Genomic DNA, 25,317 nt, shown 5'->3' with positions numbered 1-25,317 from the left:
TTCTAACACGCCCCTCCCGGGCGATGACGACGACCTGAATCAAGTCCGGCGCTGCTTCAACGCCGCTTCAGTGCGGCATATTCGCCACCCTGCCTGAGGAATGGCGCGGGATCCCGGGCCACGCCGAACTGGCGCACCTCGAAATGCAGGTGCGGGCCGGTTGACCGGCCGGTATTGCCTACCGCACCGATCCGGGAGCCCCCCTTGACCAAGGCGCCGGGCGTGACATCCATGCGGGAAAGATGGGCATAGCGGGTCGTCAACCCCTGGCCATGATCGACCTCGACCAGATTGCCGTATTCCGGGTGGAAGCTGGCCGCCAGCACTACGCCGTCAGCGGCGGCAACGACGGGGGTGCCCGGTTCGGCCGAGAAATCAAGCCCCTCGTGCATCGAGCGCAGACCGGCGAACGGATCGGTGCGATAACCGAAGAACGAACCCAGCGCCGCATCCTTGACCGGCAGCGTGGTCGGCAACAGGCGATCCTTGACCCGCTTGTCGAGCAGGCGCGCCTCCAGGTAAACCAGGTCGTCGCTGTATCGCTCGACATCACCGGCCAGACGATCGATTTCGTCCTGCAGCGCATAAGGATTCATGGGGGCCGGCAGGTAAGGGCCGCCCTGGGGCGCCTTCGCAGCTTCCACCGGGCGCTCGCGTTGGATGCCGGCCAGGCCGGACACCCGGTCGCCCAGCGCATCGAGCTGCAGGACCTGCCCCTGCAGCTCGCCGAGGCGGGTCGCCATCAACTGCAGATTGCTGTCGAGATAGCTGCGGGTCTTCTGGCTTTCCTGCAGCTGCAGCTTGACCAACAGGTCTTCGACCAGCGGCAGACGGAGATGCACCGACAACCAGGAGAGAAACAGCGACGAAGAGACGACCAGGGCCAAAAAGAGGAATGCCGCGGCGACCACATGCCGAGGCATAATGGTAATTGTGCGCGCCGCCTTCAGATGGCGTGAAACCAGAATGATCTGCACGGAACCTCCTATGTACCAAGGGCCAGAGCACTACCTCGACAGCGACGCCGCGATCGGCCGGGTCATGGCCCATGCGCGCCTGCTGCAAAAGCTCTCGCGCCGCTTCGAAGCCATCGCCCCGGGCGGGCTGCGCCACGCGGCACGAGTGGCCAATTACAAGTCGGGGAAAATCGTTATCCACGCCGATAACGGCGCGGTCGCCGCCAAGATTCGCCAGATGAGCCAGCGACTGTGCAACGAGTTATCCATGGGAGGCGCGGAGTGTAGCGCTCTTGAAGTCAAAGTGCAACCGCGCCAAAATCCTTACCAAACAAGGACATCGACACCAAAACCGCTCTCCGGCAAGGCTTTCGGGGCGCTGCTGGCAACCGCGGAAAAATTGCCGCCGGGCCCCTTGCGGGCAGCACTCGACAGCCTGCTGCAGCGGGCCGCTAGAACGGAATGACGGCCAGGCGCTCGAGGAACATCAGCGCAAAAACCAGCAAGGCAAAGACAATTGCGTAACGAAAAAGGCGCCAACTGAAGGCGAGATACTGGCGATTGCCGGTGAAGGCATAGACCACGATGCCGGCGCCAATGGCGATGACAACGATGACTGCCAGCAGGCGCAGCAGCCACATGGTGGCTTAAGCGGCCTGGGCCAGCCAGCGGGTGACGCCTTGCGGCGCGGCGGCTTCCTGATCGAAGCTGACGAACTCCCAGCAGTCCTGTTGCTGCAACAGGGCGCGCGCCAACTGATTGTTCAAGGCGTGACCGCCTTTGTGCGAGGAATAGGCAGCCAGCAGCGGATGGCCAAGCAGATAGAGGTCGCCGACCGCATCGAGAATCTTGTGCTTGACGAACTCGTCGCCATAACGCAGGCCATCCTGGTTCAGGACGCGAAACTCGTCGAGGACGATGGCGTTTTCCAGACCACCGCCCAGGGCCAGGCCGTTTTCACGCAGATACTCCACTTCCTGCATGAAGCCGAAAGTACGAGCGCGCGACACTTCGCGGACGTAGGACTGCTCGGCGAAATCGATCTCGGCCTTCTGAGCCGACTTGTCGATGGCCGGATGGTTGAAGACGATGGAAAAAGCCAGCTTGTAGCCATCGTAAGGCTCGAAACGGGCCCATTTGTCTCCCTCCCGCACCTCGATGGGCTGGGTGACGCGAATGAATTTCTTGGCGGCGTTCTGCTCCTCGATCCCAGCCGACTGGATCAGGAAGACGAAAGGCGCGGCCGAACCGTCGAGGATGGGTACTTCCGGCGCATCCAGGTCGATCCAGGCGTTATCGATGCCCAGCCCGCAGAGGGCCGACATCAGGTGTTCGATGGTTCCCACCTTGACCCCGTCCACTTCGAGACAGGAGCACATGCGGGTATCGCCAATCAGTACCGCCTTGGCGGGAATATCCTTGGGCTCGGGCAAATCGACGCGGCGGAAGACGATGCCGGTATCCGGGGCTGCCGGGCGCAGGGTCAGGTTGACCTTGACGCCGCCGTGCAGGCCGACACCTGAGGCGCGAATAACCGTCTTGAGCGTGCGTTGCTTGAGCATGCTAAGTGCTTGAATGATTGGGGAAGGCGGCGGATTGTAACACAACCCGCCACCGCCCTTTTTCAGAGAATGGTTTTGTTACGCTTTAATCCGCCTGCTTGCGCAAGAAAGCCGGAATGTCGTAACGGTCGACGCCGCTGTTGGCCAGGGCTTCGACGGTGACGTTGCGCTTGCGCACGACGGCCGGAACATCGGCGATCTGGTTGTAGTCGATGGCCGGGCCGGCACCGAAGGCCACCGCGTCGTGCGTGCCCGTGGCCTGGGCCTGGACCAGCACAGGCTGGGTAAACACTTCCGGCTTGCTGCGGGAGGCCGCAACCGCCTGGCCGAGGCCGGTGGCGACGACGGTGACACGCAGTGCGTCGCCCATCAGTTCGTCGTACACCGCACCGAAGATGATGTGCGCGTCTTCGGCGGCAAAGGCCTTGACGGTATTCATCACCTCATTGACTTCCTTCATCTTCAGGTTGCCCTTGGCAGCGGTGATATTCACCAGCACGCCCTTGGCGCCGGACAGATTGACGCCTTCGAGCAGCGGCGAGGCGACGGCCTGCTCGGCGGCGATGCGGGCACGGTCGACACCGGCGGCGGCGGCGGAGCCCATCATGGCGCGGCCCATTTCACCCATCACCGTGCGGACGTCTTCGAAGTCGACGTTGACCAGACCGGGGTAGGTAATGATTTCGGCGATACCGCCGACGGCGTTCTTCAGCACGTCGTCAGCTGCCTTGAAGCAGTCGTCGACATCGGCGTCGTCGCCCATGACTTCCATCAGCTTGTCGTTGAGGATGACGATCAGCGAATCGACGTGCTTGGAGAATTCGGCGATACCGGCTTCAGCGGCCTTCATGCGCTTGCCGCCTTCGAAGCTGAACGGCTTGGTCACCACGCCGACGGTCAGGATGCCCATTTCACGGGCGATTTCGGCCACCACCGGCGCGGCGCCAGTACCCGTGCCACCGCCCATGCCGGCGGTGATGAAGGCCATGTGGGCCCCTTCCAGCGAAGCGCGGATTTCGTCGCGGTGGGCCTGGGCGGCTTCCTGGCCCTTTTCCGGCTTGGCGCCGGCACCGAGGCCGGTCTTGCCGAGCGACAGCTTGCTCGCAGCGGCGTTGCGGCTCAATGCCTGGGCGTCGGTGTTGGCGGCGATGAACTCCACGCCGTTCACACCCTCGTTGATCATGTGCTCGATGGCGTTGCCGCCGGCACCGCCGACGCCGAACACCTTGATGATCGTACCGCAGTCTTCGTCTTTCTCGATGATCTCAAACATGACTACCTCCTCTGAAAAAACCGTTCAAATTCAAATTAAAAGTTCTTGACGAACCAATCCTTCATGCTGGAAAAGACATCCTTGATGCCCTGCTTTTCCTGAATTTTTTGCCCCCGCTTGCGCTGGGCCTGTGCTTCGAGCAGCAGGCCGAATGACGTCGAGAAACGCGGGCTCTGCACGACGTCAGCCAGGCTGCCGTGGTACTTCGGGTTGCCCAGACGAACCGGCATGTGGAAGATTTCCTCGCCCAGCTCGACCATTCCGGGCATGACGCTGGCGCCGCCGGTCAGCACGATGCCGGAGGACAACACTTCCTCGAAGCCGGCACGGCGCAGTTCGTTCTGGATCAACTCATACAGTTCCTCGACGCGCGGCTGGATCACGTCGGCCAGCGCCCGGCGGCTCAACTTGCGGCTCGGACGATCGTCCACACCGGCCACATCGAGGTTCTCGTTGATGTCGGCCAATTGCGACAGGGCGCAACCGTATTTGCACTTGATGTCCTCGGCTTCGCGCGTCGGCGTACGCAGCGCCATGGCGATGTCGTTGGTGATCTGGTCGCCGGCGATGGGAATCACCGAAGTGTGGCGAATGGCGCCCTGGGTCCACACGGCGATATCGGTCGTACCGCCGCCAATGTCGATCAGGCAGACACCGAGATCCTTCTCGTCCTCGGACAGCACCGCATAGCTGGAGGCCAGCGGCTGCAGCACCAGGTCATTCACCTCCAGGCCGCAGCGGCGGACGCACTTGACGATATTCTGGGCGGCCGAGACGGCGCCGGTGACGATGTGTGTCTTCACCTCCAGGCGCATGCCGCTCATGCCGATCGGCTCGCGGATGCCGTCCTGGCCGTCGATGACGAATTCCTGGGTGAGGATGTGCAGGATTTCCTGGTCGGCCGGAATCGGCATGGCACGGGCGGTTTCGATGACCCGCTCGACATCGCTCGGCGTCACTTCCTTGTCCTTGATCGCCACCATGCCGTTGGAGTTGAAGCTCTTGATGTGGCTGCCGGCGATGCCCGTATAGACATTGCTCACCTTGCAGTCGGCCATCAGCTCGACTTCCTGGATGACGCGGCTGATGGTGTGCACCGTTTCCTCGATGTTCACCACGACGCCCTTCTTCAGGCCGCGCGAATCCTGCGAGCCCATGCCGATCACGTTGAGGTTGCCCTCCTGGTTGATCTCGGCGACCAGCGCCACGATCTTCGAGGTGCCGATGTCCAGACCGACGACCAGATCCTTGTTGTCCCTGCTCATATGCTTACTTTCCCTTCCCCTCGGCCGCGACCCTCATCGCAAAGCCATTCGGATACCGCAAATCCACCACAGCCGGCCTGACCGCCCGTTTGGCGACCATTTCCGGATACACCTCGATAAACCTTGCCAGCCGCACGCCCACCGGCGACTTCGGCTGCTCCCGCCCGATATCGACCAACATGCCGTTCTGCAGCTTCAACTGCCAGGCCAGGCGCGGCGACAGCGTCACCTGTACCGGCGTTTCGCCCACCGGCTTGAAGGCATCGAGCAATTCGCCGTACTCCTTCAATACCTCGGGCGCCGTGCCGGCCGGGCCGAAGAGCAGCGGCATGGCGCTTGCCTCGTCCTCCGGCAGACTGGCCAGGAAAACCTCGCCGTAGCTGTTGACCAGTTCGCCCCGCCCCTCGCCCCAGCGCGCCACCGGCTTGTGTTCCTCGATCCGCACTTCCAGACGATCCGGCCACTGGCGACGGACATCCACCTTGCGTGCCCAGGGTAGTTTTTCCAGCGCCCCGCGGACGGCTTCCAGATTCAGACTGAAAAAATTGCCCTTCAGCGCCGCCGGCAACACCTGCTCCACCTCGCCCCGCTTGGTGTGGGGCAGCGCCTCGATGAACACCACATGGCGAACCGGCAGCGACGGCACACGCACCAGCCAGACGGCGGCGGCAGCCAGCACGGCAGCCGCGGCGACCAGCATCAGCAGGTCGGCCAGCGCGTTCAGCAGGTGCGGTTTGTTCCACATGCATCGGTCCGCTCGTCAGTCGTTCGCCGCCAGTTCCAGGACACGACGCACCAGCGCCGGGTAGTCCAGACCGGCCACGCGGGCGCCCATCGGCACCAGCGAGTGATCGGTCATGCCCGGCGCGGTGTTCACTTCCAGGAAGTAATGATTGCCGGCCTCGTCCATCAGGAAATCGACCCGCCCCCAGCCGCGACCGCCCAGGACGCGGAAGGCTTCCAGCGCCCCCTTGCGGATGGCCATTTCCTTCGCTTCCGGCAGGCCGCAGGGGCACAGGTAGCGGGTGTCGTCACGGTTGTACTTGGCTTCGTAGTCGTACCACTCGGTCGCCGGCTCGATCTTGATGATCGGCAGCACCTCGTCGCCGACGATGCCCACCGTGTATTCGCCACCCATCACGCCTTTTTCGGCAATGACCAGCGGATCGTGGCGGGCGGCCTCCTCGTAGGCGGCCTTCAGCGCACCGCGTTCCTTGACCTTGGTGACACCGATCGACGAGCCTTCGCGGGCCGGCTTGACGAAGAGCGGCAGGCCGAGTTGTTCCTCGATCTCGGCAAAGTCGGAATCGGCGGTCAACAGCGCATATTCCGGCACCGGCAGGCCAGCCGCCTGCCACATCAGCTTGGTGCGGAACTTGTCCATGGCCAGGGCCGAGGCGAGTACGCCGGAACCGGTATAGGGAATGTGCATGACCTCCAGGGCCCCCTGAATGGTGCCATCCTCGCCATGGCGGCCGTGCAGCGCGATGAACGCGCGGTCATAGCCTTTCAGGTCGTCCAGCGTCTGGCTGGCCGGATCGAAGGGATGGGCATCGATGCCCTGCCCCTGCAAGGCGGCCAGCACGCGCGAACCGCTGTTCAGGGAAACCTCGCGCTCGGCGGAGGTACCGCCGAAGAGGACTGCGACTTTGCCGAAACTGCTCATTTGCCTTCCACCAACTTGCCGGGCACCGCACCGATCGAGCCGGCACCCATGGTCAACACCACGTCGCCAGCACGGGCGACATCCATGATCGTTTGCGGCATGGCCGCGATATCCTCGACGAAGACCGGCTCAACCTTGCCAGCGACGCGCAGGGCGCGGGCCAGCGAGCGGCCGTCGGCCGCGACGATGGGCGCTTCACCGGCGGCATAGATGTCGGCCAGGCAGAGCGCATCGACGGTGCTCAGCACCTTGACGAAGTCCTCGAAACAGTCCCGCGTCCGCGTGTAGCGGTGCGGCTGAAAAGCCAGCACCAGGCGGCGACCGGGGAAGGCGCCGCGAGCGGCGGCCAGCGTGGCGGCCATCTCGACCGGGTGATGCCCGTAGTCATCGACCAGCGTGAAGGAGCCGCCGGCCGGCAGGGCGATTTCGCCATAACGCTGGAAGCGGCGGCCGACCCCCTTGAACTCGGCCAGGGCCTTGACGATGGCCTCGTCGGCCACCTGCACTTCGGTTGCTACGGCGATGGCGGCCAGGGCGTTGAGGACATTGTGCATACCCGGCGTGTTGAGCACGACCGACAGGCGGGTCGTCGTGCCATTGACGCGCACGCAGTCGAAGCGCATGCGGCCATCTTCGGCAACGATGTTCTCGGCGTAGAAGTTGTTTTCCTTCGACAGACCGTAGGTGATCACCTGCTTCGGCACACGCGGCAGGATGTCGCGGATGTTGGCATCGTCACCGCACACCACCGCGACGCCATAGAAGGGCAGGCGGTTCAGGAAATCGACGAAGGCGGTCTTCAGGCGCTCGAAGTCGTGTCCATAGGTTTCCATATGGTCGGCATCGATATTGGTGACGACCGAGATGACCGGCGACAGGAACAGGAACGACGCATCCGATTCGTCGGCCTCGGCCACCAGGAAATCGCCACTCCCCAGGCGGGCGTTGGCACCGGCGGCATTCAGGCGGCCGCCGATGACGAAGGTGGGGTCGACGCCCCCCTCGGCCAGGATCGAGGTCACCAGGCTGGTCGTCGTCGTCTTGCCGTGCGTGCCGGCAATGGCGATGCCACTCTTCAGGCGCATCAGTTCAGCCAGCATCTGGGCGCGCGGCACGACCGGGATTTTCTTCTCCCGGGCGGCCACCACTTCCGGATTATCGGCCTTGACAGCCGTCGACACGACCAGCGCATCGGCGCCGGCGATGTTTTCGGCAGCGTGGCCAATCATGACCCTGACGCCCTCCCCCTCCAGGCGACGGGTCGTCGCACTGGCCGCGATATCGGAACCGCTGACATTGAAATCGAGGTGCGCCAGCACTTCGGCAATGCCGCTCATGCCGGAACCGCCGACGCCGACGAAGTGGATGTTCTTGACCTTGTGTTTCATTTGGCGATATCCGTGCAAAGTTGGGCGACTGCCTCGGCGGCATCGGGCTTGGCCTGGCTGCGGGCTTTTTCGGCCATTTCCAGCAACTGGCCGCGGGAATAGTTGCGAATCAGCGCGATGCTGTCGGGCGTCAGTTCGGTTTGCGGCAGCAGGAAGGCCGCGCCGACGTTGACCAGGAACCTGGCGTTACCCGTCTGGTGGTCATCCACCGCATGCGGGAAAGGCACCAGGATGCTCGCCACGCCCGCCGCTGCCAGTTCGGCGATGGTCAGGGCGCCGGCCCGGCAGATGACCAGATCGGCCCAGTCATAGGCGCCAGCCATGTCCTCGATGAAGGACACACAGTGAGCCTGGACACCGACCGCCGCGTAGTTGGCCTGCAGGGCCTCGATGTGCTTTTCGCCGGCCTGGTGGACGATCTGCGGCAATTCGCTGGCCGCCAGCTGGGCCATCCCCTGCGGAATGATCTCGTTCAGGGCCTGCGCCCCGAGGCTGCCGCCGATGACCAGGACATGCAGCGGACCGCTTCGCCCGGCAAAACGCTCGGCCGGCGCGGCGATCCGGGCGATTTCCGGACGCACCGGATTACCGACCCATTCGCCTTTTTTCAGCACATCCGGGAAACCGGTCAGGATGCGGTCGGCCACGCCAGCCAGCACCTTGTTGGCCAGCCCGGCCACCGAATTCTGTTCGTGCAGGACCAGCGGCACGCCGGTCAGCGCGGCCATCATGCCCCCCGGGAAGGTGATGTAGCCGCCCATGCCGAGCACGACGTTCGGCTTGACCTGGCGGATGGCCTTCAAAGCCTGTGCGAAGCCGCGCAACAGGTTAAGCGGCAGCAACAGCTTGCGCAGCAGACCCTTGCCGCGCAGGGCGGCGAATTTGACCCAGACCATCTCGAAGCCGTGCTGCGGCACCAGCTTCGCCTCCATACCGTCCGGATTACCCAGCCAGACGACACGCCAGCCGGCTTCCTTGAGCTGGTGGGCAACGGCCAGCGCCGGGAAGATATGACCGCCGGTTCCCCCCGCCATGATCAGGATGGTCTTGCTCATAGCTTGCCTCCCCGCATCAACTGGCGATTCTCCCAGTCAACCCGCAGCAGGATGGCCAGCGCCACGCAGTTCGCGACGATCCCTGACCCGCCAAAACTCATCAGCGGCAGGGTCAGCCCCTTGGTCGGCAACAGGCCCATGTTCACGCCCATGTTGATGAAGGACTGCACACCGAACCAGACACCCATGCCCATCGCCACCAGGGCCGGGTAGAGGCGGTCAAGCTGCACGCACTGGCGGCCAATGGCGAAGGCACGCTGGACGAGGACGGCGAACAGCGCGATGACGGCCAGGACGCCGAAGAAGCCGAGCTCCTCGGCGATCACGGCGAGCAGGAAATCGGTATGGGCTTCCGGCAGGTAGAACAGCTTTTCGACGCTGCCGCCCAGGCCGACGCCAAACAGTTCGCCCCGCCCGAAAGCGATCAGCGAATGCGACAACTGATAACCGCGACCATAGGCATCGGCCCACGGGTCCATGAAACCGAAGATGCGGTCACGGCGGTAGGGCGAGACGATGATCAGGACGGCAAAGGCGATGAGCAGGCCGACAATGAGCAGGGCGAACAGGCGGGCACGCAGGCCGCCGAGGAACAGGATGCCCATGGCGATCGAGATGATCACGACGAAGGCGCCGAAATCGGGCTCCTTGAGCAATAGGCCGCCGACCACCGCCATCGCGCCGAACATCGGCAGGAAGGCCTGCTTCAGGTCGTGCATCACGTTGATCTTGCGCACGGTGTAATCGGCCGCATACAGCACGGCGAACAGCTTCATCAGCTCGGACGGCTGAAGGTTGGCGAAGCCGAGCGAAATCCAGCGGCGGGCGCCATTGACGTCGCGGCCGATGCCGGGAATCAGCACCAGGGCGAGCAGGACGACGCCGGCCATGAACAGGTAGGGCGCGTAACGCTGCCAGAGTTTGAGCGGCACCTGGAACGTCACCGCGGCGGCGACCAGGCCGATGCACAGGAAAATCCCCTGGCGGATCAGGTAGTAGGCCGGCTGGTGGCCGGTCGACCGCCCCCCCTCGGCGATGGCGATCGATGCCGAATAGACGAAAACCAGGCCGGTGAACAGCAGGATCAGCACGCTCCACAGCAGGGCGTGGTCGATCTCGGCCACTTGGCGACGAGGGGCGTCGAGGGCGCCGATCATCATGATGTCAGCCCCTCCACCGCGTCGATGAAGGCCTGCGCCCGGTGGGCGTAGTTCCGGTACATGTCGAGGCTGGCACAGGCCGGCGAGAGCAGCACGCAATCGCCGGCCTGGGCCTGGGCAGCCAGCCAGCGCACGGCGGCTTCCATGTCGCCGACGATGCAGGTCGGCACACCGCTGCCCTCGAGCGCCATGCCGATGGCCGCCGCATCGCGGCCGATCAGGGCGATGGCGCGGCCATGTTTTTCCAGCGCCGGCTTGAGCGGCGAGAAATCCTGCCCCTTGCCGTCGCCACCGAGCACGATGGCAACCTTGCGGCCCATACCCTCAATGGCGGCCAGCGTGGCACCGACATTGGTTCCTTTGGAATCATCGACATAGAGGACACCGTCGATCTCGGCCACCGTCTCGACACGGTGCGGCAAGCCCTTGAAGGTCTTCAGCGGGGCGATCAGGCGCTCCGGGGCGACACCGACCGCCTCGCACAGCGCCAGCGCCGCCATCGCGTTCGCAGCATTGTGCAGCCCTGACAACTGCAGGTCGGCTAGCGCGACCAGCTTATCCTTGCCCCGCACGATGGCCCCCTCGACAAAGCCATAATCGACATTGCGCGGCGCGGCATTCAGGCCGAAGGTGATCATCTTGCGGCCGCAACGGCCGTTGGCCATCGACCAGTCATCATCGCGGTTCAACACCATCGCGCCCTTGCCCTGGAAGATGCGCGACTTGGCGGTGGCGTAGTTCGCCAGACTCCCGTCGTAGCGATCGAGGTGATCTTCCGACAGATTGAGGATGGTTGCCGCTTCGGCATTCAGGTGGTGCGTCGTTTCAAGCTGGAAACTGGAGAGTTCAAGGACCCAAACCTGCGGCAAAGTCCCCGCATCCTGCGCAACCATCAGTGCATCGAGGGCCGACGGCGAGATGTTGCCGCAAGCGATGGCCGGCACGCCGGCGCCATTGAGCAGATGGGCGGTGAGCGCCGTGGTCGTCGTCTTGCCGTTGCTGCCGGTGATGGCGATGATCCGCGAGCCAGACACCTGCGCGCGCACGCCGGCAGCGAACAGTTCGATTTCGGACACCAGCTTGTCGGCGACGGCGGCGATCTCCGGCGTGGCCTTGGGCACCCCCGGCGACAGAGCGACCAGATCGGCCCAGGCGAAGGGCTCGGCGGAAAAGGAGCCGGTCAGCAACTCGGCGCCCGGCGCAACCGCCTGCAGCGCGTCGACGTTGGGCGGATTGTCACGCGAGTCGGCAACGCGCACGACGGCGCCCTGGCGATGCAGCCACTTTGCCATCGCCAGTCCGGACTCACCGAGTCCGACCACCAGTACGCGTTTGCCCTTGAGTTCCATGTGATTACCGCAGCTTCAGGGTAGACAGCCCGACCAGCACGAGCATGATGGTGATGATCCAGAAGCGGACGACGACCTGCGTCTCCTTCCAGCCGGTTTGTTCGAAGTGGTGGTGCAGCGGCGCCATGCGCAGGATGCGCCGGCCCTCACCATACTTCTTCTTGGTGTATTTGAAGTAGCTGACCTGCAGCATCACCGACAGCGTTTCGATGACGAAGACGCCGCCCATGATCAACAGGACGATTTCCTGGCGGACGATCACCGCCACGGTACCGAGCGCCGCGCCGAGCGCCAGCGCGCCGACGTCGCCCATGAACACCTCGGCCGGGTAGGCGTTGAACCACAGGAAACCGAGACCCGCCCCGGCGATGGCGCCGAGGAAGATGCACAATTCGCCGGCCCCCGGCACGTAGGGAATCAGCAGGTACTTGGCATACACCGCGTGACCGGTGACGTAGGCGATCAGCGCGAAGGCGGCTGCGATCATGACGGTCGGCATGATCGCCAGGCCGTCCAGGCCATCGGTCAGGTTGACTGCGTTGCTGGTGCCGACGATGACGAAATAGGTCAGCGTGATGAAGCCGACGATGCCCAGCGGGTAGGCGACGGTCTTGATGAACGGGATGATCAGTTCGGTCTGCGCCGGGCTCTTGGCCGAGAAGGCGATGAACAGCGCGGCGCCGATGCCGAGCACCGACTGCCAGAAGAACTTCCAGCGGCTGGCCAGTCCGTTCGGGTCACGGTAAACCACCTTCTTCCAGTCGTCGTACCAACCGACGATGCCGTAACCGAGCGTGACGATGAGCACCGTCCAGACGTACTTGTTGGTCAGGTCGCCCCAGAGCAGCGTCGTAATGCCGATGGCGATCAGGATCAGCACCCCGCCCATGGTCGGGGTGCCCGACTTGACCAGATGGGTCTGCGGCCCGTCGGTGCGCACCGCCTGGCCGATCTTCTTGGCAGCCAGCCAGCGGATGACGCGCGGGCCGGCGGCCAGGGAGATGAGCAGCGCGGTCATCGCCGCCAGTACGGCGCGCAACGTGATGTAGTTGAAGACGTTGAAGAAGCGGACGTCTTGGGCCAGCCATTGCGCCAGAGCGAGCAGCATCAGTGTTTCTCCTCGGCAACGGCCAGCGCGTCGGCTACCCGTTCCATTTTCATGAAGCGCGATCCCTTGACCAGGACGGTCGTCTCGGGACCCGCCTCCTTGTCGAGCGCGGCGATCAGCTTGTCGACATGACAGAAGTGGCGGGCGCCTTCGCCGAAATTGCGCACCGCGGCCTTGGTCGCCTCGCCCAGCGCGAACAGCAGGTCGACCCCCTGGCTCTTCGCGTAGCCGCCGATCTCGTCGTGATACTGGCCGCTCGCTTCGCCGATTTCGCCCATGTCGCCCAGGACGAGGATCTTGCGGCCGATGGTGGTGGCCAGCACGTCGATACCGGCACGTACCGAATCGGGATTGGCGTTGTAGGTGTCGTCCAGGATTTCCGCCCCGCTCTTGCCCACCCGCCGCTGCAAACGGCCCTTGACACCGGCAAAACCTTCCAGCCCGGCCACCACGGCCGTCAGCGGCACGCCGGCCGCCAGGCAGGCGGCGGCGGCAGCTACCGCGTTGCGGGCGTTATGACGTCCCGGCACGCGCAAGACGATGGCGGCATCGCCTTCCGGCGCCTGCAGATCGAGTGCCATCTCCAGGCCATGCTGGCGTACCGTCGCCCGCACGTCGGCTGCGTGGTCGATGGCGAAGGTCCGTACCGGGCGCCCAGCCGCCATGCCGCGCCAGGCATCGGCATAAGCGTCGTCGGCATTGATCACCGCCACGCCGTCGGCCGGCAGGCCGCTGAAAATGGACCCCTTCTCGCGCGCTACCTCGTCGAGATCGCCCATCCCTTCGAGATGAGCGCGCTGGGCGTTGGTGACCAGCGCGACGGTCGGCGCGCCGAGCGGTGCCAGATAGGCGATCTCGCCCGGGCGGTTCATGCCCATCTCGATCACCGCGGCCTGATGGGCCGGCGACAAACCAAGCAGAGTCAGCGGCAGACCGATGTCGTTGTTCAGGTTGCCCCGCGTCGATAGCACGGCGGCGCCGTAGGCCGCCTTGAGAATGGCAGCGATCATTTCCTTCGTCGTCGTCTTGCCGTTCGAACCGGTCACGGCAATCACCGGCAGGGTGAAGCGGGCGCGCCAGGCAGCGGCCAGGCGACCGAGCGCGAGGCGGGTGTCGTCCACCACGACAGCAGGGACACCGGCCGGCACGCGGGTCGCATCGGCGACGAGCAACGCGGCCGCGCCGGCGGCAACCGCTTGCTCGAGAAAATCGTGGGCATCGAAGCGCTCGCCGGCCAGTGCGACGAACAAGGTGCCTTGGGCGATGGCCCGGGTATCGGTCGACACCCCGTCGACCGTGACATCGGTGCCGATCATGCGGCCCTGCACGTCACGGGCGACTTGTGACAGCAAACCGTTCATCATGCACTTACCTCCTGTTGGGCGCGACGCTGGGCGAGTGCCGCGCCGGCTTGTTCGACATCGGAGAAAGGCAGACGGATGCTGCCCATGTCCTGATAGGGTTCATGCCCCTTGCCGGCGAGCAGCACGACGTCGCGGACATCGGCTTCGAGCACGGCACGGCGGATGGCGGTCGCCCGGTCAATTTCGATTTCCGGTTGGCGCATGCCGGCCACGATGTCGGCGACGATGGCGGCCGGATCTTCGCTGCGCGGGTTATCGCTGGTAACCAGCACGCGGTCGGCACAACGCTCGGCCACATTACCCATTTCCGGACGCTTGCCCTTGTCGCGATCGCCACCGCAGCCGAAAACAACCACCAATCGGCCATTTCGGCTGTTGGCCACGGCGCGCAACGCAGTCAGTGCGTTATCCAGCGCATCCGGCGTGTGGGCGTAATCGACCACGACCAACGGCTCGCCCTCGCCCCCCACGCGCTCCAGGCGTCCCGGCGGCGGGGTCAGTTCGGACAGGCGGCGAGCCACGTCATGCGCCGCCAGGCCGGCATCGTAGAGCACGGCGGCAATGGCCAGCAGGTTGGAGATGTTGTAGCGACCGACCAGCATCGTATCGACCACCGCCCGACCGTTCGGCAGCACCAGATTGAAACGCTGGCCAAAGGGCGTATCGACCAGTTCTTCGGCCCGCACCACGGCGGGGTAATCGCGGCGCAGTTCGCCGATGGCGTAGCCGAGTACGCGTAGGGCCGTCGCATCGCGCGACAGCTTGCGACCGAGCTCATCGTCCAGGTTGACCACGGCCGTACGCAGGCGCGGCCAGTGGAAAAGCTGCTCCTTGGCGTCGGCATAGGCTTCCATCGTGCCGTGGTAATCGAGATGGTCGCGCGTGAAATTGGTGAATACCGCAACATCGACCCGGGCACCGTTCATGCGGCCTTCGGCGATCCCGATCGAACTGGCCTCGAGCGCCACCGCCGCCGCGCCGCGCTCGCGGAAATCGGCCAGGCAACGCATCAACGTCGTCGCTTCCGGCGTCGTGAAACCGGTTTCCACCAGCTCGCCCGGAAAGCCGACCCCCAGCGTGCCGATGATGGCGCAGGGCTTCGGATAGACCCGCGCCAGGCACTGGCTGATCGTCGTCTTGCCGTTGGTGCCGGTGATGGCGATCAACGACAGGGCCTCGCTCGGATAGCCATGGACGGTATGGGCCAGCGGCCCGGCCAGCGGACGCAGCGCCTCGACCGGCAGGTTCGGCACCGCATGCGTCCAGACGAAATCGCCACCCGGTTGCCAGAGCACGGCCACGGCTCCGCGGGCCAGGGCGTCGGCGATATAACGACGGCCATCGGCCAGATCGCCGGGATAAGCCAGGAAGAGATCGCCCGGGTGCACCTGGCGGCTGTCGTCGGCCACACCAGTCGGCGTAACGCCGAGCGTGGCCAGGCGGTCGAGCAATTCGCGCGGCGAAATCATAGCTTGCCCTTCCCGGAATCTGCCGCCGCGACCTGGACCGGCGCATCCGGCGGCACCCCCAGGGTACGCAGGGCACCGCCCGTGATCTGCGAGAAAGCCGGGCCGGCGACGTCGCCGCCGTAGTGGCCGCCCGCCGTCGGCTCGTCGATCATCACCGCCACGACCAGGCGTGGATCGCTGATCGGTGCGATCCCGACGAAGGAGGCGACATACTTGCGGGCATAGACGCCCCCCTCGACCTTGTAGGCGGTGCCGGTCTTGCCGCCGACGCGATAACCCGGCACGCGGGCCTTGGGCGCCGTTCCTTCCGGTCCGGCCGCCATTTCGAGCATGGCGCGCAGTTCGCGGGCGGTCTGCGGTGAAAAGATCGGCGTACCACGGGGCGGCGCATCATCGATTTTAATCAGCGACAAGGGCATCAATTCGCCATCGCGCGCAAACACGGTGTAGGCCCGGGCCATCTGGATCAGGCTGACGGCGATGCCATGGCCGTAGGACATCGTCGCCTGCTCGATCGGGCGCCAGTTTTTCCACGGACGCAGACGGCCGGAGACCTCGCCGGGGAACCCGAGGTTGGGTGCCTGGCCAAAGCCCAGACTGTCGAACAGATCCCACATTTCCTTGGGTGAGAAGCCCAAGGCGATCTTGGCCGTGCCGACGTTGGAGGATTTCTGGATCACCTGGGCCACGGTCAGCGCACCATGCGGGTGGGCATCGGAAATTGTCGCCGGGCCGATGGTCATCCGGCCCGGCGCGCAGTTGATCACGGTATCGAAACGGACCTTGCCCCGCTCCAGCGCCAGCGCAGCGGTAAACGGCTTCATCACCGAGCCCGGTTCGTAGGTGTCGGTGATGGCGCGATTGCGAAGCTGGGCACCGGAGAGTTTTTCCCGGTTATTCGGGTTGTAGGTCGGCCAGTTGGCAAGAGCCAGGATTTCACCGTTACGGGTATCGATCACGATGGCACCGCCCGCCTTGGCGTTATGTTTCTCGACCGCTTCCTTCAACTGGCTGTAGGCCAGGTACTGGATCTTGGAATCGAGCGCCAGGCGGACGTCCTTGCCATCCTGTGGCGGCCGGGTCGCGCCCACATCCTCGACGATATTGCCGCGCCGGTCACGAATCACCGTCCGGCTGCCCGGGCGGCCGAGCAGGCTGTTCTGGAAGGCCAGTTCGACCCCCTCCAGCCCCTTGTCGTCCACGCCGGTGAAGCCGACGATATGGGCAGTCATGTCGCCGGTCGGATAGAAGCGACGGTATTCCTTTTCCTGATGCACTCCCGGGAACTTCTGGGCGGCGATGCGATCAGCCACCTCCGGCGACACCTGACGCTTGATGAAGGTAAAGGTCTTCTCGACGGCGATCCTGGCGTCGAGTTCGCGCACGCTCATGTCCAGCAGCCCGGCCAACTGGCGCTTCTGCTCACCGCTCATCTGCCGGGCATCGCCCGGAATGGCCCAGATCGTCTTCATCGGCGTCGACACCGCCAGCATGTCGCCATTACGGTCGACGATCTTGCCGCGCGAGGCGGAAATCTCGATGTCGCGGAGGTAGCGCGAATCGCCCTTCTGCTGCAGGAAGTCGTTGTTGATCACCTGCAGGTAGAAGCCACGCCCGACCAGCGCCAGGAACGCCCCCATCAGCAGCAGGCCGACCATGCGCGAACGCCACCCCTGCAGCGCCAGCTGCAGGACCGGGCTCTCGGTAAAACGGTGGCCGCGCTGCGGGCGACGACGGACGACCATCAGCGCCCCCTCCGCCCGGCAGCCGGATCCGCCTTGACGACCCGCCCAAGGGCGTCCGGCGCCACCATGTGCAGGCGCTCACGGGCGATCTTCTCGATCCGCGGATGATTGGCCCAGGTCGACATCTCGAGCTGTAACTGACCGTACTCGATATCCAGCTGCCGCGCCCGCTCCTGCTCCGCCTCGACGGCCTGGAACAGCTTGCGCGCCCGGTGCTGGGAGGTCACCACACCCAGCGCACAAACGACAACGATCAGGAGGAGGATCATGTTGAAGCGGAGCATCACAGCTTCTCGGCGACACGCATCGCGGCACTGCGCGCCCGCGGATTGGCCTCAACCTCGGCCGCCGTCGGCTTGATCACCTTGCCGACCAGGCGCAACTTCGGCTTGGGCAGCTGATCCGCACGAAGCGGCAGGTTCTTCGGCAAGGTATCCGGTGTCGATTGCGCCCGCATGAAATTCTTGACGATGCGGTCTTCAAGTGAGTGAAAGGAAATCACCACCAGCCGGCCACCCGGTTTCAGCAAACCGAGTGCCTGCGGCAGGGCTACCTCCAGCTGGCGGAGCTCTTGGTTGATATGAATCCGTAGAGCTTGAAAGCTGCGCGTCGCCGGGTCCTGCCCTGGTTCACGGGTGCGCACGGCCTCGCGTACGAGGGCCGCGAACTGGCCTGTTGTGACAATAGGTTGTTCGAGCCGAGCAGCCACAACCTTCTTTGCAATCTGGAAAGCAAACCGTTCTTCGCCATAATTTTTGATGACCTCCGTAATGTCCCTCACCTCGGCCCGCGCCAGCCACTCGGCCGCCGTCTCGCCCTGCGTCGTATCCATACGCATGTCGAGCGGCGCGTCGTAGCGGAAGCTGAAGCCGCGCTCCCCGTCGTCGATTTGCGGCGACGACACCCCTACATCAAACAAAACCCCATCAACACCGGAAATCCCAGCCTCGCCGGCCGCTTCAGCCAATTCGCCGAAAGCGCGGTGCACCAACTGAAAACGGGAATCGGCCAGCGCCTCACCGGCGGCAATCGCCTGCGGATCGCGATCGAGCGCCACCAGGCGCCCCTGCTCGTTCAGACAGGAAAGAATCCGGCGGCTATGGCCGCCCCGCCCGAAGGTGGCGTCAACGTAGGTGCCGTCGGCTTTGATCGCCAGGGCCTCCACCGCCTCCTCGAGCAGCACCGTGACGTGGGCGCTGCTCGCCGTCACAGCACCAGATCCCCGAAGCCGGGCGGCAGGTCGCCAGACAGCGCCTCCGCCGCGAGGTCGTTCTGCTTCCTCCAGCCCGCCTCGCTCCAGATTTCGAAATGACTGCCCATACCGACCAGATAGACGGTCTTCTCGAACTGGGCGTAATCGCGTAACTCCGGCGCAATCAGGATGCGCCCGGCCGAATCCGGCTCCTCGGTCCGCGCATTGCCGACCAGCACGCGCTTGATCGATGCCGCCCGCGGATCGAGGCTGGACGCCTTGAGGATCTGGTCGCGGATCGGCTGCCAGGCCGGCGACGGATAAAGCAACAGACAGCGGTGCGGATGCGCGGTCAGGACGAGCGAACCCTCGCTGGCGGCGAGCAGGGCTTCGCGATGCCTTGCCGGAATGGCAAGTCGCCCCTTCGCATCCAGATTGAGTGCTGCCGCCCCCTCAAACATCCCTCGTCTCGCTCCCCGTTTACCCACTTTTCAACACGTTTACCCACTTTAAAACAACAACCCCCCTCCGTCAATAGAAAAATCCTGATTTTTTTCTTACACAACAAGGACTTACGAGCGCTTTAGAATGAAACCCAGGCCCAATTTTTCCTTTAAAAATCAACGCTCGTAAAACAACACTTAAAGTGACTTATAAGGAGTTGATCGAAGTCAAAACGCCACCACCCACCGCCATGCCGGCGTGGTAAAAAGTGGGGTCGATGCAACAGGAAATCCCGGAGCCACCAGGGCGGTGCAGCGGCGCGTCAGTCGCTGTAAACGGCCACCTGGTTGCGCCCCTCGCGCTTGGCCTTGTAGAGGGCCTGGTCGGCGCAGCGGGTCAGGTCATCCGGCGTCTTGCCATGCTCCGGATAAGCGGCCACCCCCAGCGAAATGGTGAAGGTCAGCACGAAATCACCATGGCCGATGGCCAGGCCCTCCACGGCCGCCCGCCAGGCCTCGGCTCTCGCCAGGGCAGCCACGAGCGGCATGTTCGGCAGCAGGATCAAGAATTCCTCGCCGCCGTAACGGCAGGCGACATCCTCGGCCCGCACATCGGCCGACAGGGTTGCAGCCAGCGTGCGCAGCACCTCGTCACCCACCTGGTGGCCGTAGGTATCGTTGACCCGTTTGAAATAGTCGATGTCGAGCATGACCAAGGAGAGCGGAATACCCTCACGCCGCGCCCGCGACACCTCACGCTCCAGGGTTTCGTCGAGGTAGCGCCGGTTATACAACCCGGTCAGGCTGTCACGCACCGCCAACTCCTGGAGTGCCGACTGCAGACGCCCGATTTCCTCGATCCGGGCATGCAATTGCCGATTGCTCTCGCGCAAGGCGCTCTCCGCCGCCTTGCGTTCGCTCACGTTGCGCGTGATGCCCAAGATGGTTCGCGCCACACCATCTTCGTCGAGCAGGTAGCTCGACACCACCTCGACGGCAATCTGTTCGCCATCCTTGCACACCATTTCCAATTCACTGACCAGCACACCAGCCCCCGGATCAGCAGCGGCGATGCGTCGCAAGCGGAGGTCGACCTCACGGCCGAAGCGCAGCGCCGAATCCGGCGTCAGCCAAGCATCGCACGACCGCCCAACCACCTCCTCGACCGCATAGCCCAGCATGTCGCTCACCGAGGGGCTGACATAGGTAAAGCGGCGGCTCGGAATATCGATCGTCCAGATCACGTCATGGCTGTTTTCCGCCAGCATGCGATAACGCGCCTCGCTGTCCTGCAAGCGGCGCGCCGTCAGTGCCTCGCGCGCACCGGCCCGCAGGACGCGAACGAGGGCCAGCGACAGGGCCAGGAAGAGCAACAGGCCGGCCACCACGGCCAGCATGCAGGAGTGGCGCCAGCCAGCCAGCACATCATCGGTCGCCAAGCCAGCAATGACGTAGAGGGGGTAGTCACCCAGGCGATGAAAGCCGTAGATTCGTTCGACGCCATCCAGGGTCGCCCGCATGCGCAACGTTCCCGAGCGTGCGCCGGCCTCGATCTGCTGCTGGAGGGGATGGTTGACCAGCGGCTGATTCACGCGCTCAGGGAGAAAGGGACGCCGCAGGATCAGGCTGCCGTCTTCGACCCGCCGGAAGGAAACAACGCCCTGCGCGCCGACCGCAACGCTGTCGAACCACTGCGCAAGATAGGTCAGATCGAGCCGGGCGACAACGACACCCTGCAAACCTCCGCTATCGAAACGGGCCGGCACGGCAATATTGACGACGGAACGGGCGGCGGAGCGATCAAATTCGACGGCGGAAAAATACAGGCCGTTGCTCCGCCCCTCGGCAAAGGCCCGAAAGTAGCCGTGGTCGCGAACACTGGCCTCGCCGGTCCGGCCGCCCGACGCATGGAGCAAGCCCCCCTCCGCATCGAGCACCCTGAAACTGTCCACCTCCGGGAAATGACGCGAGTGCAGGATCAAAGTCCGCCGGACCATCTCGCCCTGAGTCGCCTTGGCGGACGCCAGGAAGGCTTCGGGCGGCAGGGTGGCTGCGATGTGCTCCAGCGTCGCCTGCAGGCGACGGATCGTTCCCGCCAAGCGCGCCTCAAGCAGGGCTGAAACGCCCAGCGCATCGGCTTCGGCCTTGCGCTCGGCCTGCTGCCGCCCCTCCTCGAGCAGGAAAGCGAGCAGGCCGGCCACACCAAGCCAGGTCAATACGAAGAAAACCACCAGCCGGACTTGGGATGAGCGCAAGGCCCGCCCGAGGCATTGTCCGAATGCCTCCCTTTCCATCAGCGCCCCTTCTTCGGGCAACCCGGCCGGAAATCGCCCCACACGCGGTCAACGGTGTGGCGGCAGCCCATGCTTATTTCACCTGGTTGAGCTTCTGCTCGATCCGCGCCAGCGGAATGGCCCCCGGCACCCGCTCACCGTCACCGAAGAACATGGTCGGCGTACCGGAAATATTCAACTTGCGCCCGAATTCCTGATTCTTGGTGATCGCCGTCGTGTCGCAATCCTCGCGCCCCGCCGGCACCTTGCCATCCACCATCCATTCGCTCCAGGCCTTGGCGCGGTCAGGCGAGCACCAGATCTGCTTCGACTTGCGCACCGAGTCTTCCGACAGGATGGGGTAGAGAAAGACATAGACCGTCACGTTATCGAGCTTCAGCATCTCCTTGGCCAGACGCTTGCAATAACCGCAATTCGGATCCTCGAACGTGGCCAGCACCCGCTTGCCATCCCCTCGCACCTGCTTGATCGCGCGATCCAGCGGCAGATCGCCGAAACGGATGGCGGTGAGCTTTTTCATGCGCTCGTCGGTAACGTTCTTCATGGTCTTGGCATCGATCATCTGACCACCGACCATGATTGCCGACACCTTGTCATCGGTATAGAAGATCGCACCGTCGGCATACACCTCGTAGAGGCCAAGATAGCCCGACTTGTTGACCGACTCGACCTTGGCGCCCAGCTTCGCTTCCATGGCTTTCTTGACATCCGCCTCATCGGCCACGGCAACAGACGAAAAGGCCATGGCCAAGGTCAGGGACAACATCTTTTTCAGCATGGAAATCTCCTAAAGCGCCCCAAGCGCATAGCGCACCAGGGCATTCTTGATGAAAGGCAGGCCGTTGGTCAGGCTCAAACCGAAATTGCGCAAAGGGCGAAGCCCGGGTGTCGTTTCCCGGAACAGGCGACGCAGGCTATCGGTCGTTGTCTGCATCAACGCCGTTTCCTCACGCCGGGCGCGCTGATAACGCTGCAACAGGCGCTCCTCGCCGATGTCTTGCCAAGGCTGGCTGGCCGCCAGCAACTCAGCCAGCACCCGGGCATCCTGGAAACCGAGATTGATGCCATGCCCGGAGAGCGGATGGATGCCGTGCGCCGCATCACCAACCAGCGCCAGCCGAGGCGCCACGGTCTGCGGCACACGCATCAGGCGCAACGAAAAGGCGGCTGGCGGCGTGAGCAGACTCAGGCGGCCGAGTATTCCGCTGCCAGCCTCGCCGACGCGGTCACAGAACAAGTCGTCCGGCAGGGAGCACAATTCGTCGGCATGAGCATCGGGCGTTGACCAGACGATCGACATGCGATCGCCGGGCAGCGGCAGGAAGGCGAGCACGCCATCGTCGCGGAACCACTGGAAGGCACGGCCGCGATGGGGTTTCTCGATGGCGAAGTTGGCCACCACCCCCTTCTCGCCGTAAGGTGTATTGATTGCCGCCAGGCCGGCTGCCTGGCGCACCCAAGAATCCCGCCCATCGGCACCAACCAGCAGCGGCGCGGTGAGCAGCGCCCCATCGCCGAGCCGTAAAACGGCGGCATCGTGGCGGAATTCGACCGACGCCGGGCGAGCCGGACAAAACAGCGTCAGGTTGCTCTGTCGTTTGGCACTCTCCCAGAACTCGCAAGCCATCAGAGAGGATTCGAGAATGCACCCGAGCTGCGGCACCCCGGTTTCGTAGGCCGAGAACGAAAGCGCCCCGCCCGCATCGCCAAAAACCTCCATGGCCCGGATCGGGCAGATGCGTTCCGCATCGAGGTGGCGCCAGGCACCGATGCTGTCGAGGAATTCGATATTCGCCGGACTGACGGCGTAGATGCGCGCGTCCCACCCATCCGGGCGGCGGGGCGGCTGGCTCTCGACCAGCGCCACCCGCAGGCGGGTGTTGCGCAAGGCAAGCGCCAAACTGGCGCCCGCCAGGCCACCGCCCACGATGATCAGATCAAACTGCTGCATGGCGGCAATTATGCCGGTTCAGAAAATCGATACAAGGAAATCAGGCAGGATTGCCACCGCCGCCGGATTGCGGCTTGTTCTGGCGCGGCCGGCGATTGTTGTTCGTCCGCGGCCGATGCTTCTTCTGCTGCTGGCCGCCCGCACCACCCGCCTTGCCATGCTGCTGTTGATGGCTACGCCCCTGATTGCCGCCGCTGTGCGGCTCGCTACCGGATATCCGGTTACCGGGGGCAAGCTGGATTTCCAGCTCGATGATTTCGTCCCACTGCTCGTCGCTGCGGTCCCGCTCGGGAACGGACAACAATTCGCGCAGGCGGCGCCGCGCATCGAACTGCGGCGCTACCGCAGGCTGGGTCTCGGGTGCGTTCTCGACAGGATTTTCAGGATTGGAATCGTTCATTGGAAACTAAAAAGCGGAGCCCGCCCGTGGCGAACCCCGCATTCAAAAAAACGCCGAAATTACTTTTTCTTGGCGGCAGTCTTTTTGGCGGCAACAGCAGCCTTGAAAGCCGTACCGGCGGTGAACTTCGGAACCGTGGTAGCTGGAATCTTGAGCGTGGCGCCGGTCTTCGGGTTTTTGCCGGTGCGCGCAGCGCGCTTTGCGGACTTGAAAGTTCCGAAACCGACGAGCGTTACGGACTCGCCCTTGGTTACTGTCTTGACTACCGCGCCGATAATGGCAGACAACGCCTTGTCAGCAGCAGCCTTGGTGATACCAGCTTCTTTTGCAGCAACTTCGACCAGCTCGGATTTATTCATCTAAGTGCCTCCTGTTACCTACTAACGTTTAAGAAAACTGGCCGTATCGACGGCAGCGCAGTAAAAGTAGCATACCTTTTTGAATAAGTGTTGGCCCCATGGGGCTTTTCGGGCGATCCGGGGTGAATATTTGTATTAACGTCACCCCCTCCCCGGATGCAAACAAGAACCCCGGTCCAGGACCGGGGTTCCTTCATGCCGGGGCATGCCAACTTACTTCTTCTCGGCCGACTCTTCCGTGGCCGCCGGCTTGTCGCCGTGCGAAATTTCGAGCGCGCCTTCGTTTTGCTTGCCGATATGCTGATCGATCTGCGGCAACTGGTGCGCGATGCCCTTGTGGCAGTCGATGCAGGTCTTGCCTTCGTCGAACGCTTTCGGGTGCATGCGGGCCGGACGGTCGCCTTGCTCGGTGTAATCCATGTAAGCGTAGTTATGGCAGTTGCGGCACTCACGGGAATCGCTCTTCTTCATGCGGCCCCACTCATGCTGCGCCAGTTCATGACGCTTCTTATTGAACTTCTCCGGCGTATCGATAGTCCCCAGGATCTTGTGCAGCACTTCGTTAGAGGCCTGGATCTTGCGGATCATCTTCGGCCCCCACTCCTTCGGCACGTGGCAATCCGGGCAGGTCGCACGGACGCCGGTACGGTTGGTGTAGTGCACCGTGTTCTGGTATTCCCGGAACACGTTCTCCTCCATCTCGTGGCAGGAGATACAGAAGGATTCCTTGTTGGTCGCTTCGAGGGCCCAGTTGAAGCCCCCCCAGAAGACGATGCCGGCAACGAACAACAACAAGGCCGTCGTCACCCCAATGCGCTGAATCCAGGCAGGCATAAAGTTCTTGAGACTCATCATTCCCCCTTCTTGGCCGGTTTATAGGTGTTCTCGACCAGCGGCTTGGCGTCGAACTGCGGCACATGGCACTGCATGCAGAAGTAACGGCGCGGCGAGATATTCTTCAACTTGTTGTCCTCGCGATCGAGGTAGTGCGACTTGGCAACCTTGGTCGCCCCGGTTTCCTCGGCGCGCTCTTTCGAGTGGCAGTCCATGCACTTGTTGAAGTTCTGCGTGATGTTGTAACCCTTGACGCTGTGCGGGATCAGCGGCGGCTGCTTCTGGAAATTCCGTTCGATATTGGCCTGGTCCTTTTCAGGCTTGAACATGTTGACCTTGGAATTGCCCTCGATCGTCACGCCGCCAATTTCGTTGACCAGTTCCTGCGCGCTGGCCAGACCGATGCCGCCCAGAGCGATACCGGCAGCCAGGGCCAGAGTCGTAATCAATTTCATCTTTTCACCTCCGAGACACGGCCGGCAGA

26 protein-coding genes are annotated in these 25,317 nt (G+C 63.8%); 1 reads left to right on the top strand and 25 read right to left on the bottom strand.

The window, feature by feature from the left end; genetic code table 11:
- Positions 1–56: 56 nt before the first annotated feature.
- Complete coding sequence (locus tag K420_RS0108400) at positions 57–977, bottom strand: M23 family metallopeptidase (RefSeq protein WP_027457663.1); 921 nt, start codon at positions 975–977, stop codon at positions 57–59.
- On the opposite strand from K420_RS0108400, the gene K420_RS0108395 reads away from it, so the two are divergent.
- Positions 967–1,422, top strand: coding sequence for a DciA family protein (locus K420_RS0108395; RefSeq protein WP_198293818.1), 456 nt, complete (start codon positions 967–969; stop codon positions 1,420–1,422). The genes K420_RS0108400 and K420_RS0108395 overlap by 11 nt on opposite strands.
- On the opposite strand, the gene K420_RS0108390 is transcribed toward K420_RS0108395, so the two are convergent.
- The 24 genes from K420_RS0108390 to K420_RS0108275 all read right to left on the bottom strand — a co-directional run bounded on the left by K420_RS0108390 (position 1,409) and on the right by K420_RS0108275 (position 25,288).
- Positions 1,409–1,597 (bottom strand): hypothetical protein, encoded by a 189-nt coding sequence (locus tag K420_RS0108390; RefSeq protein ID WP_027457661.1) that lies wholly within the window; start codon positions 1,595–1,597, stop codon positions 1,409–1,411. The two genes, K420_RS0108395 and K420_RS0108390, sit on opposite strands and share 14 nt — an antisense overlap.
- Positions 1,598–1,603: 6 nt before the next feature.
- Positions 1,604–2,518, bottom strand: a complete 915-nt coding sequence (lpxC, locus tag K420_RS0108385; protein WP_027457660.1) for a UDP-3-O-acyl-N-acetylglucosamine deacetylase — start codon at positions 2,516–2,518, stop codon at positions 1,604–1,606.
- 85 nt (positions 2,519–2,603) lie between these two features.
- A complete protein-coding gene (ftsZ, locus tag K420_RS0108380) occupies positions 2,604–3,791 on the bottom strand; it encodes a cell division protein FtsZ (RefSeq protein ID WP_027457659.1) in 1,188 nt (395 codons plus the stop codon).
- A gap of 35 nt (positions 3,792–3,826) precedes the next feature.
- A complete protein-coding gene (gene ftsA, locus K420_RS0108375; RefSeq protein WP_027457658.1) occupies positions 3,827–5,056 on the bottom strand; it encodes a cell division protein FtsA in 1,230 nt (409 codons plus the stop codon).
- A gap of 4 nt (positions 5,057–5,060) precedes the next feature.
- Positions 5,061–5,801, bottom strand: coding sequence for a cell division protein FtsQ/DivIB (locus K420_RS0108370; RefSeq protein WP_027457657.1), 741 nt, complete (start codon positions 5,799–5,801; stop codon positions 5,061–5,063).
- Between the two features lie 15 nt (positions 5,802–5,816).
- On the bottom strand, positions 5,817–6,722 hold the full coding sequence (locus K420_RS0108365; protein WP_027457656.1) for a D-alanine--D-alanine ligase: 906 nt from the start codon (positions 6,720–6,722) through the stop codon (positions 5,817–5,819).
- On the bottom strand, positions 6,719–8,110 hold the full coding sequence (murC, locus tag K420_RS0108360; RefSeq protein WP_027457655.1) for a UDP-N-acetylmuramate--L-alanine ligase: 1,392 nt from the start codon (positions 8,108–8,110) through the stop codon (positions 6,719–6,721). Before murC ends, K420_RS0108365 begins: the two co-directional genes overlap by 4 nt.
- On the bottom strand, positions 8,107–9,165 hold the full coding sequence (murG, locus tag K420_RS0108355; protein WP_027457654.1) for an undecaprenyldiphospho-muramoylpentapeptide beta-N-acetylglucosaminyltransferase: 1,059 nt from the start codon (positions 9,163–9,165) through the stop codon (positions 8,107–8,109). Before murG ends, murC begins: the two co-directional genes overlap by 4 nt.
- Positions 9,162–10,325 carry a putative lipid II flippase FtsW gene (gene ftsW / locus K420_RS0108350; protein WP_027457653.1) on the bottom strand — a complete coding sequence of 388 codons (1,164 nt, stop codon included), beginning with the start codon at positions 10,323–10,325 and terminating at the stop codon, positions 9,162–9,164. Before ftsW ends, murG begins: the two co-directional genes overlap by 4 nt.
- Positions 10,322–11,674, bottom strand: a complete 1,353-nt coding sequence (gene murD, locus K420_RS0108345) for a UDP-N-acetylmuramoyl-L-alanine--D-glutamate ligase (protein WP_027457652.1) — start codon at positions 11,672–11,674, stop codon at positions 10,322–10,324. The genes ftsW and murD overlap by 4 nt, the downstream gene beginning before the upstream one ends.
- Before the next feature lie 4 nt (positions 11,675–11,678).
- Entirely contained in the window at positions 11,679–12,782 is a 1,104-nt protein-coding gene (mraY, locus tag K420_RS0108340; protein ID WP_027457651.1) for a phospho-N-acetylmuramoyl-pentapeptide-transferase, read from the bottom strand.
- Positions 12,782–14,146, bottom strand: a complete 1,365-nt coding sequence (locus K420_RS0108335) for a UDP-N-acetylmuramoyl-tripeptide--D-alanyl-D-alanine ligase (RefSeq protein WP_027457650.1) — start codon at positions 14,144–14,146, stop codon at positions 12,782–12,784. Before K420_RS0108335 ends, mraY begins: the two co-directional genes overlap by 1 nt.
- Positions 14,143–15,615: a UDP-N-acetylmuramoyl-L-alanyl-D-glutamate--2,6-diaminopimelate ligase gene (locus K420_RS0108330; RefSeq protein WP_027457649.1), complete on the bottom strand. Its 1,473-nt coding sequence runs from the start codon at positions 15,613–15,615 to the stop codon at positions 14,143–14,145. The genes K420_RS0108335 and K420_RS0108330 overlap by 4 nt, the downstream gene beginning before the upstream one ends.
- Positions 15,612–17,360: a peptidoglycan D,D-transpeptidase FtsI family protein gene (locus K420_RS0108325; protein ID WP_027457648.1), complete on the bottom strand. Its 1,749-nt coding sequence runs from the start codon at positions 17,358–17,360 to the stop codon at positions 15,612–15,614. The genes K420_RS0108330 and K420_RS0108325 overlap by 4 nt, the downstream gene beginning before the upstream one ends.
- Positions 17,360–17,644 (bottom strand): cell division protein FtsL, encoded by a 285-nt coding sequence (gene ftsL / locus K420_RS0108320; protein WP_035854631.1) that lies wholly within the window; start codon positions 17,642–17,644, stop codon positions 17,360–17,362. The genes K420_RS0108325 and ftsL overlap by 1 nt, the downstream gene beginning before the upstream one ends.
- A complete protein-coding gene (gene rsmH, locus K420_RS0108315; protein WP_027457646.1) occupies positions 17,644–18,570 on the bottom strand; it encodes a 16S rRNA (cytosine(1402)-N(4))-methyltransferase RsmH in 927 nt (308 codons plus the stop codon). Before rsmH ends, ftsL begins: the two co-directional genes overlap by 1 nt.
- Positions 18,567–19,013 carry a division/cell wall cluster transcriptional repressor MraZ gene (gene mraZ / locus K420_RS0108310; protein WP_027457645.1) on the bottom strand — a complete coding sequence of 149 codons (447 nt, stop codon included), beginning with the start codon at positions 19,011–19,013 and terminating at the stop codon, positions 18,567–18,569. Before mraZ ends, rsmH begins: the two co-directional genes overlap by 4 nt.
- Before the next feature lie 305 nt (positions 19,014–19,318).
- On the bottom strand, positions 19,319–21,289 hold the full coding sequence (locus K420_RS0108305; protein WP_027457644.1) for a diguanylate cyclase: 1,971 nt from the start codon (positions 21,287–21,289) through the stop codon (positions 19,319–19,321).
- A 73-nt stretch (positions 21,290–21,362) separates the two neighbouring features.
- Positions 21,363–22,067 carry a DsbC family protein gene (locus K420_RS0108300; RefSeq protein ID WP_027457643.1) on the bottom strand — a complete coding sequence of 235 codons (705 nt, stop codon included), beginning with the start codon at positions 22,065–22,067 and terminating at the stop codon, positions 21,363–21,365.
- A 9-nt stretch (positions 22,068–22,076) separates the two neighbouring features.
- Positions 22,077–23,240 (bottom strand): UbiH/UbiF family hydroxylase, encoded by a 1,164-nt coding sequence (locus K420_RS0108295; RefSeq protein ID WP_027457642.1) that lies wholly within the window; start codon positions 23,238–23,240, stop codon positions 22,077–22,079.
- A 40-nt stretch (positions 23,241–23,280) separates the two neighbouring features.
- Positions 23,281–23,640 carry a hypothetical protein gene (locus tag K420_RS18450; protein ID WP_035854630.1) on the bottom strand — a complete coding sequence of 120 codons (360 nt, stop codon included), beginning with the start codon at positions 23,638–23,640 and terminating at the stop codon, positions 23,281–23,283.
- 59 nt (positions 23,641–23,699) lie between these two features.
- Complete coding sequence (locus K420_RS0108285) at positions 23,700–23,999, bottom strand: HU family DNA-binding protein (protein WP_027457641.1); 300 nt, start codon at positions 23,997–23,999, stop codon at positions 23,700–23,702.
- 213 nt (positions 24,000–24,212) lie between these two features.
- A complete protein-coding gene (locus tag K420_RS0108280) occupies positions 24,213–24,833 on the bottom strand; it encodes a NapC/NirT family cytochrome c (protein WP_232422745.1) in 621 nt (206 codons plus the stop codon).
- Between the two features lie 17 nt (positions 24,834–24,850).
- Positions 24,851–25,288: a nitrate reductase cytochrome c-type subunit gene (locus tag K420_RS0108275; RefSeq protein ID WP_027457639.1), complete on the bottom strand. Its 438-nt coding sequence runs from the start codon at positions 25,286–25,288 to the stop codon at positions 24,851–24,853.
- Between the last annotated feature and the right edge of the window lie 29 nt (positions 25,289–25,317).

Source organism: Dechloromonas agitata is5 (genome assembly GCF_000519045.1).
Taxonomy (GTDB): Bacteria; Pseudomonadota; Gammaproteobacteria; order Burkholderiales; family Rhodocyclaceae; genus Azonexus; species Azonexus agitatus.
This window is presented reverse-complemented; position numbering and strand designations above follow the sequence as displayed.

Coding starts and splice junctions, on each gene's coding strand:
- K420_RS0108395 (WP_198293818.1), top strand. CDS start 967: ATGATCTGCACGGAACCTCCTATGTACCAAGGGCCAGAGCACTACCTC.
- K420_RS0108390 (WP_027457661.1), bottom strand. CDS start 1,597: ATGTGGCTGCTGCGCCTGCTGGCAGTCATCGTTGTCATCGCCATTGGC.
- lpxC (WP_027457660.1), bottom strand. CDS start 2,518: ATGCTCAAGCAACGCACGCTCAAGACGGTTATTCGCGCCTCAGGTGTC.
- ftsZ (WP_027457659.1), bottom strand. CDS start 3,791: ATGTTTGAGATCATCGAGAAAGACGAAGACTGCGGTACGATCATCAAG.
- ftsA (WP_027457658.1), bottom strand. CDS start 5,056: ATGAGCAGGGACAACAAGGATCTGGTCGTCGGTCTGGACATCGGCACC.
- K420_RS0108370 (WP_027457657.1), bottom strand. CDS start 5,801: ATGTGGAACAAACCGCACCTGCTGAACGCGCTGGCCGACCTGCTGATG.
- K420_RS0108365 (WP_027457656.1), bottom strand. CDS start 6,722: ATGAGCAGTTTCGGCAAAGTCGCAGTCCTCTTCGGCGGTACCTCCGCC.
- murC (WP_027457655.1), bottom strand. CDS start 8,110: ATGAAACACAAGGTCAAGAACATCCACTTCGTCGGCGTCGGCGGTTCC.
- murG (WP_027457654.1), bottom strand. CDS start 9,165: ATGAGCAAGACCATCCTGATCATGGCGGGGGGAACCGGCGGTCATATC.
- ftsW (WP_027457653.1), bottom strand. CDS start 10,325: ATGATGATCGGCGCCCTCGACGCCCCTCGTCGCCAAGTGGCCGAGATC.
- murD (WP_027457652.1), bottom strand. CDS start 11,674: ATGGAACTCAAGGGCAAACGCGTACTGGTGGTCGGACTCGGTGAGTCC.
- mraY (WP_027457651.1), bottom strand. CDS start 12,782: ATGCTGCTCGCTCTGGCGCAATGGCTGGCCCAAGACGTCCGCTTCTTC.
- K420_RS0108335 (WP_027457650.1), bottom strand. CDS start 14,146: ATGATGAACGGTTTGCTGTCACAAGTCGCCCGTGACGTGCAGGGCCGC.
- K420_RS0108330 (WP_027457649.1), bottom strand. CDS start 15,615: ATGATTTCGCCGCGCGAATTGCTCGACCGCCTGGCCACGCTCGGCGTT.
- K420_RS0108325 (WP_027457648.1), bottom strand. CDS start 17,360: ATGGTCGTCCGTCGTCGCCCGCAGCGCGGCCACCGTTTTACCGAGAGC.
- ftsL (WP_035854631.1), bottom strand. CDS start 17,644: ATGCTCCGCTTCAACATGATCCTCCTCCTGATCGTTGTCGTTTGTGCG.
- mraZ (WP_027457645.1), bottom strand. CDS start 19,013: ATGTTTGAGGGGGCGGCAGCACTCAATCTGGATGCGAAGGGGCGACTT.
- K420_RS0108305 (WP_027457644.1), bottom strand. CDS start 21,289: ATGGAAAGGGAGGCATTCGGACAATGCCTCGGGCGGGCCTTGCGCTCA.
- K420_RS0108300 (WP_027457643.1), bottom strand. CDS start 22,067: ATGCTGAAAAAGATGTTGTCCCTGACCTTGGCCATGGCCTTTTCGTCT.
- K420_RS0108295 (WP_027457642.1), bottom strand. CDS start 23,240: ATGCAGCAGTTTGATCTGATCATCGTGGGCGGTGGCCTGGCGGGCGCC.
- K420_RS18450 (WP_035854630.1), bottom strand. CDS start 23,640: ATGAACGATTCCAATCCTGAAAATCCTGTCGAGAACGCACCCGAGACC.
- K420_RS0108285 (WP_027457641.1), bottom strand. CDS start 23,999: ATGAATAAATCCGAGCTGGTCGAAGTTGCTGCAAAAGAAGCTGGTATC.
- K420_RS0108280 (WP_232422745.1), bottom strand. CDS start 24,833: ATGCCTGCCTGGATTCAGCGCATTGGGGTGACGACGGCCTTGTTGTTG.
- K420_RS0108275 (WP_027457639.1), bottom strand. CDS start 25,288: ATGAAATTGATTACGACTCTGGCCCTGGCTGCCGGTATCGCTCTGGGC.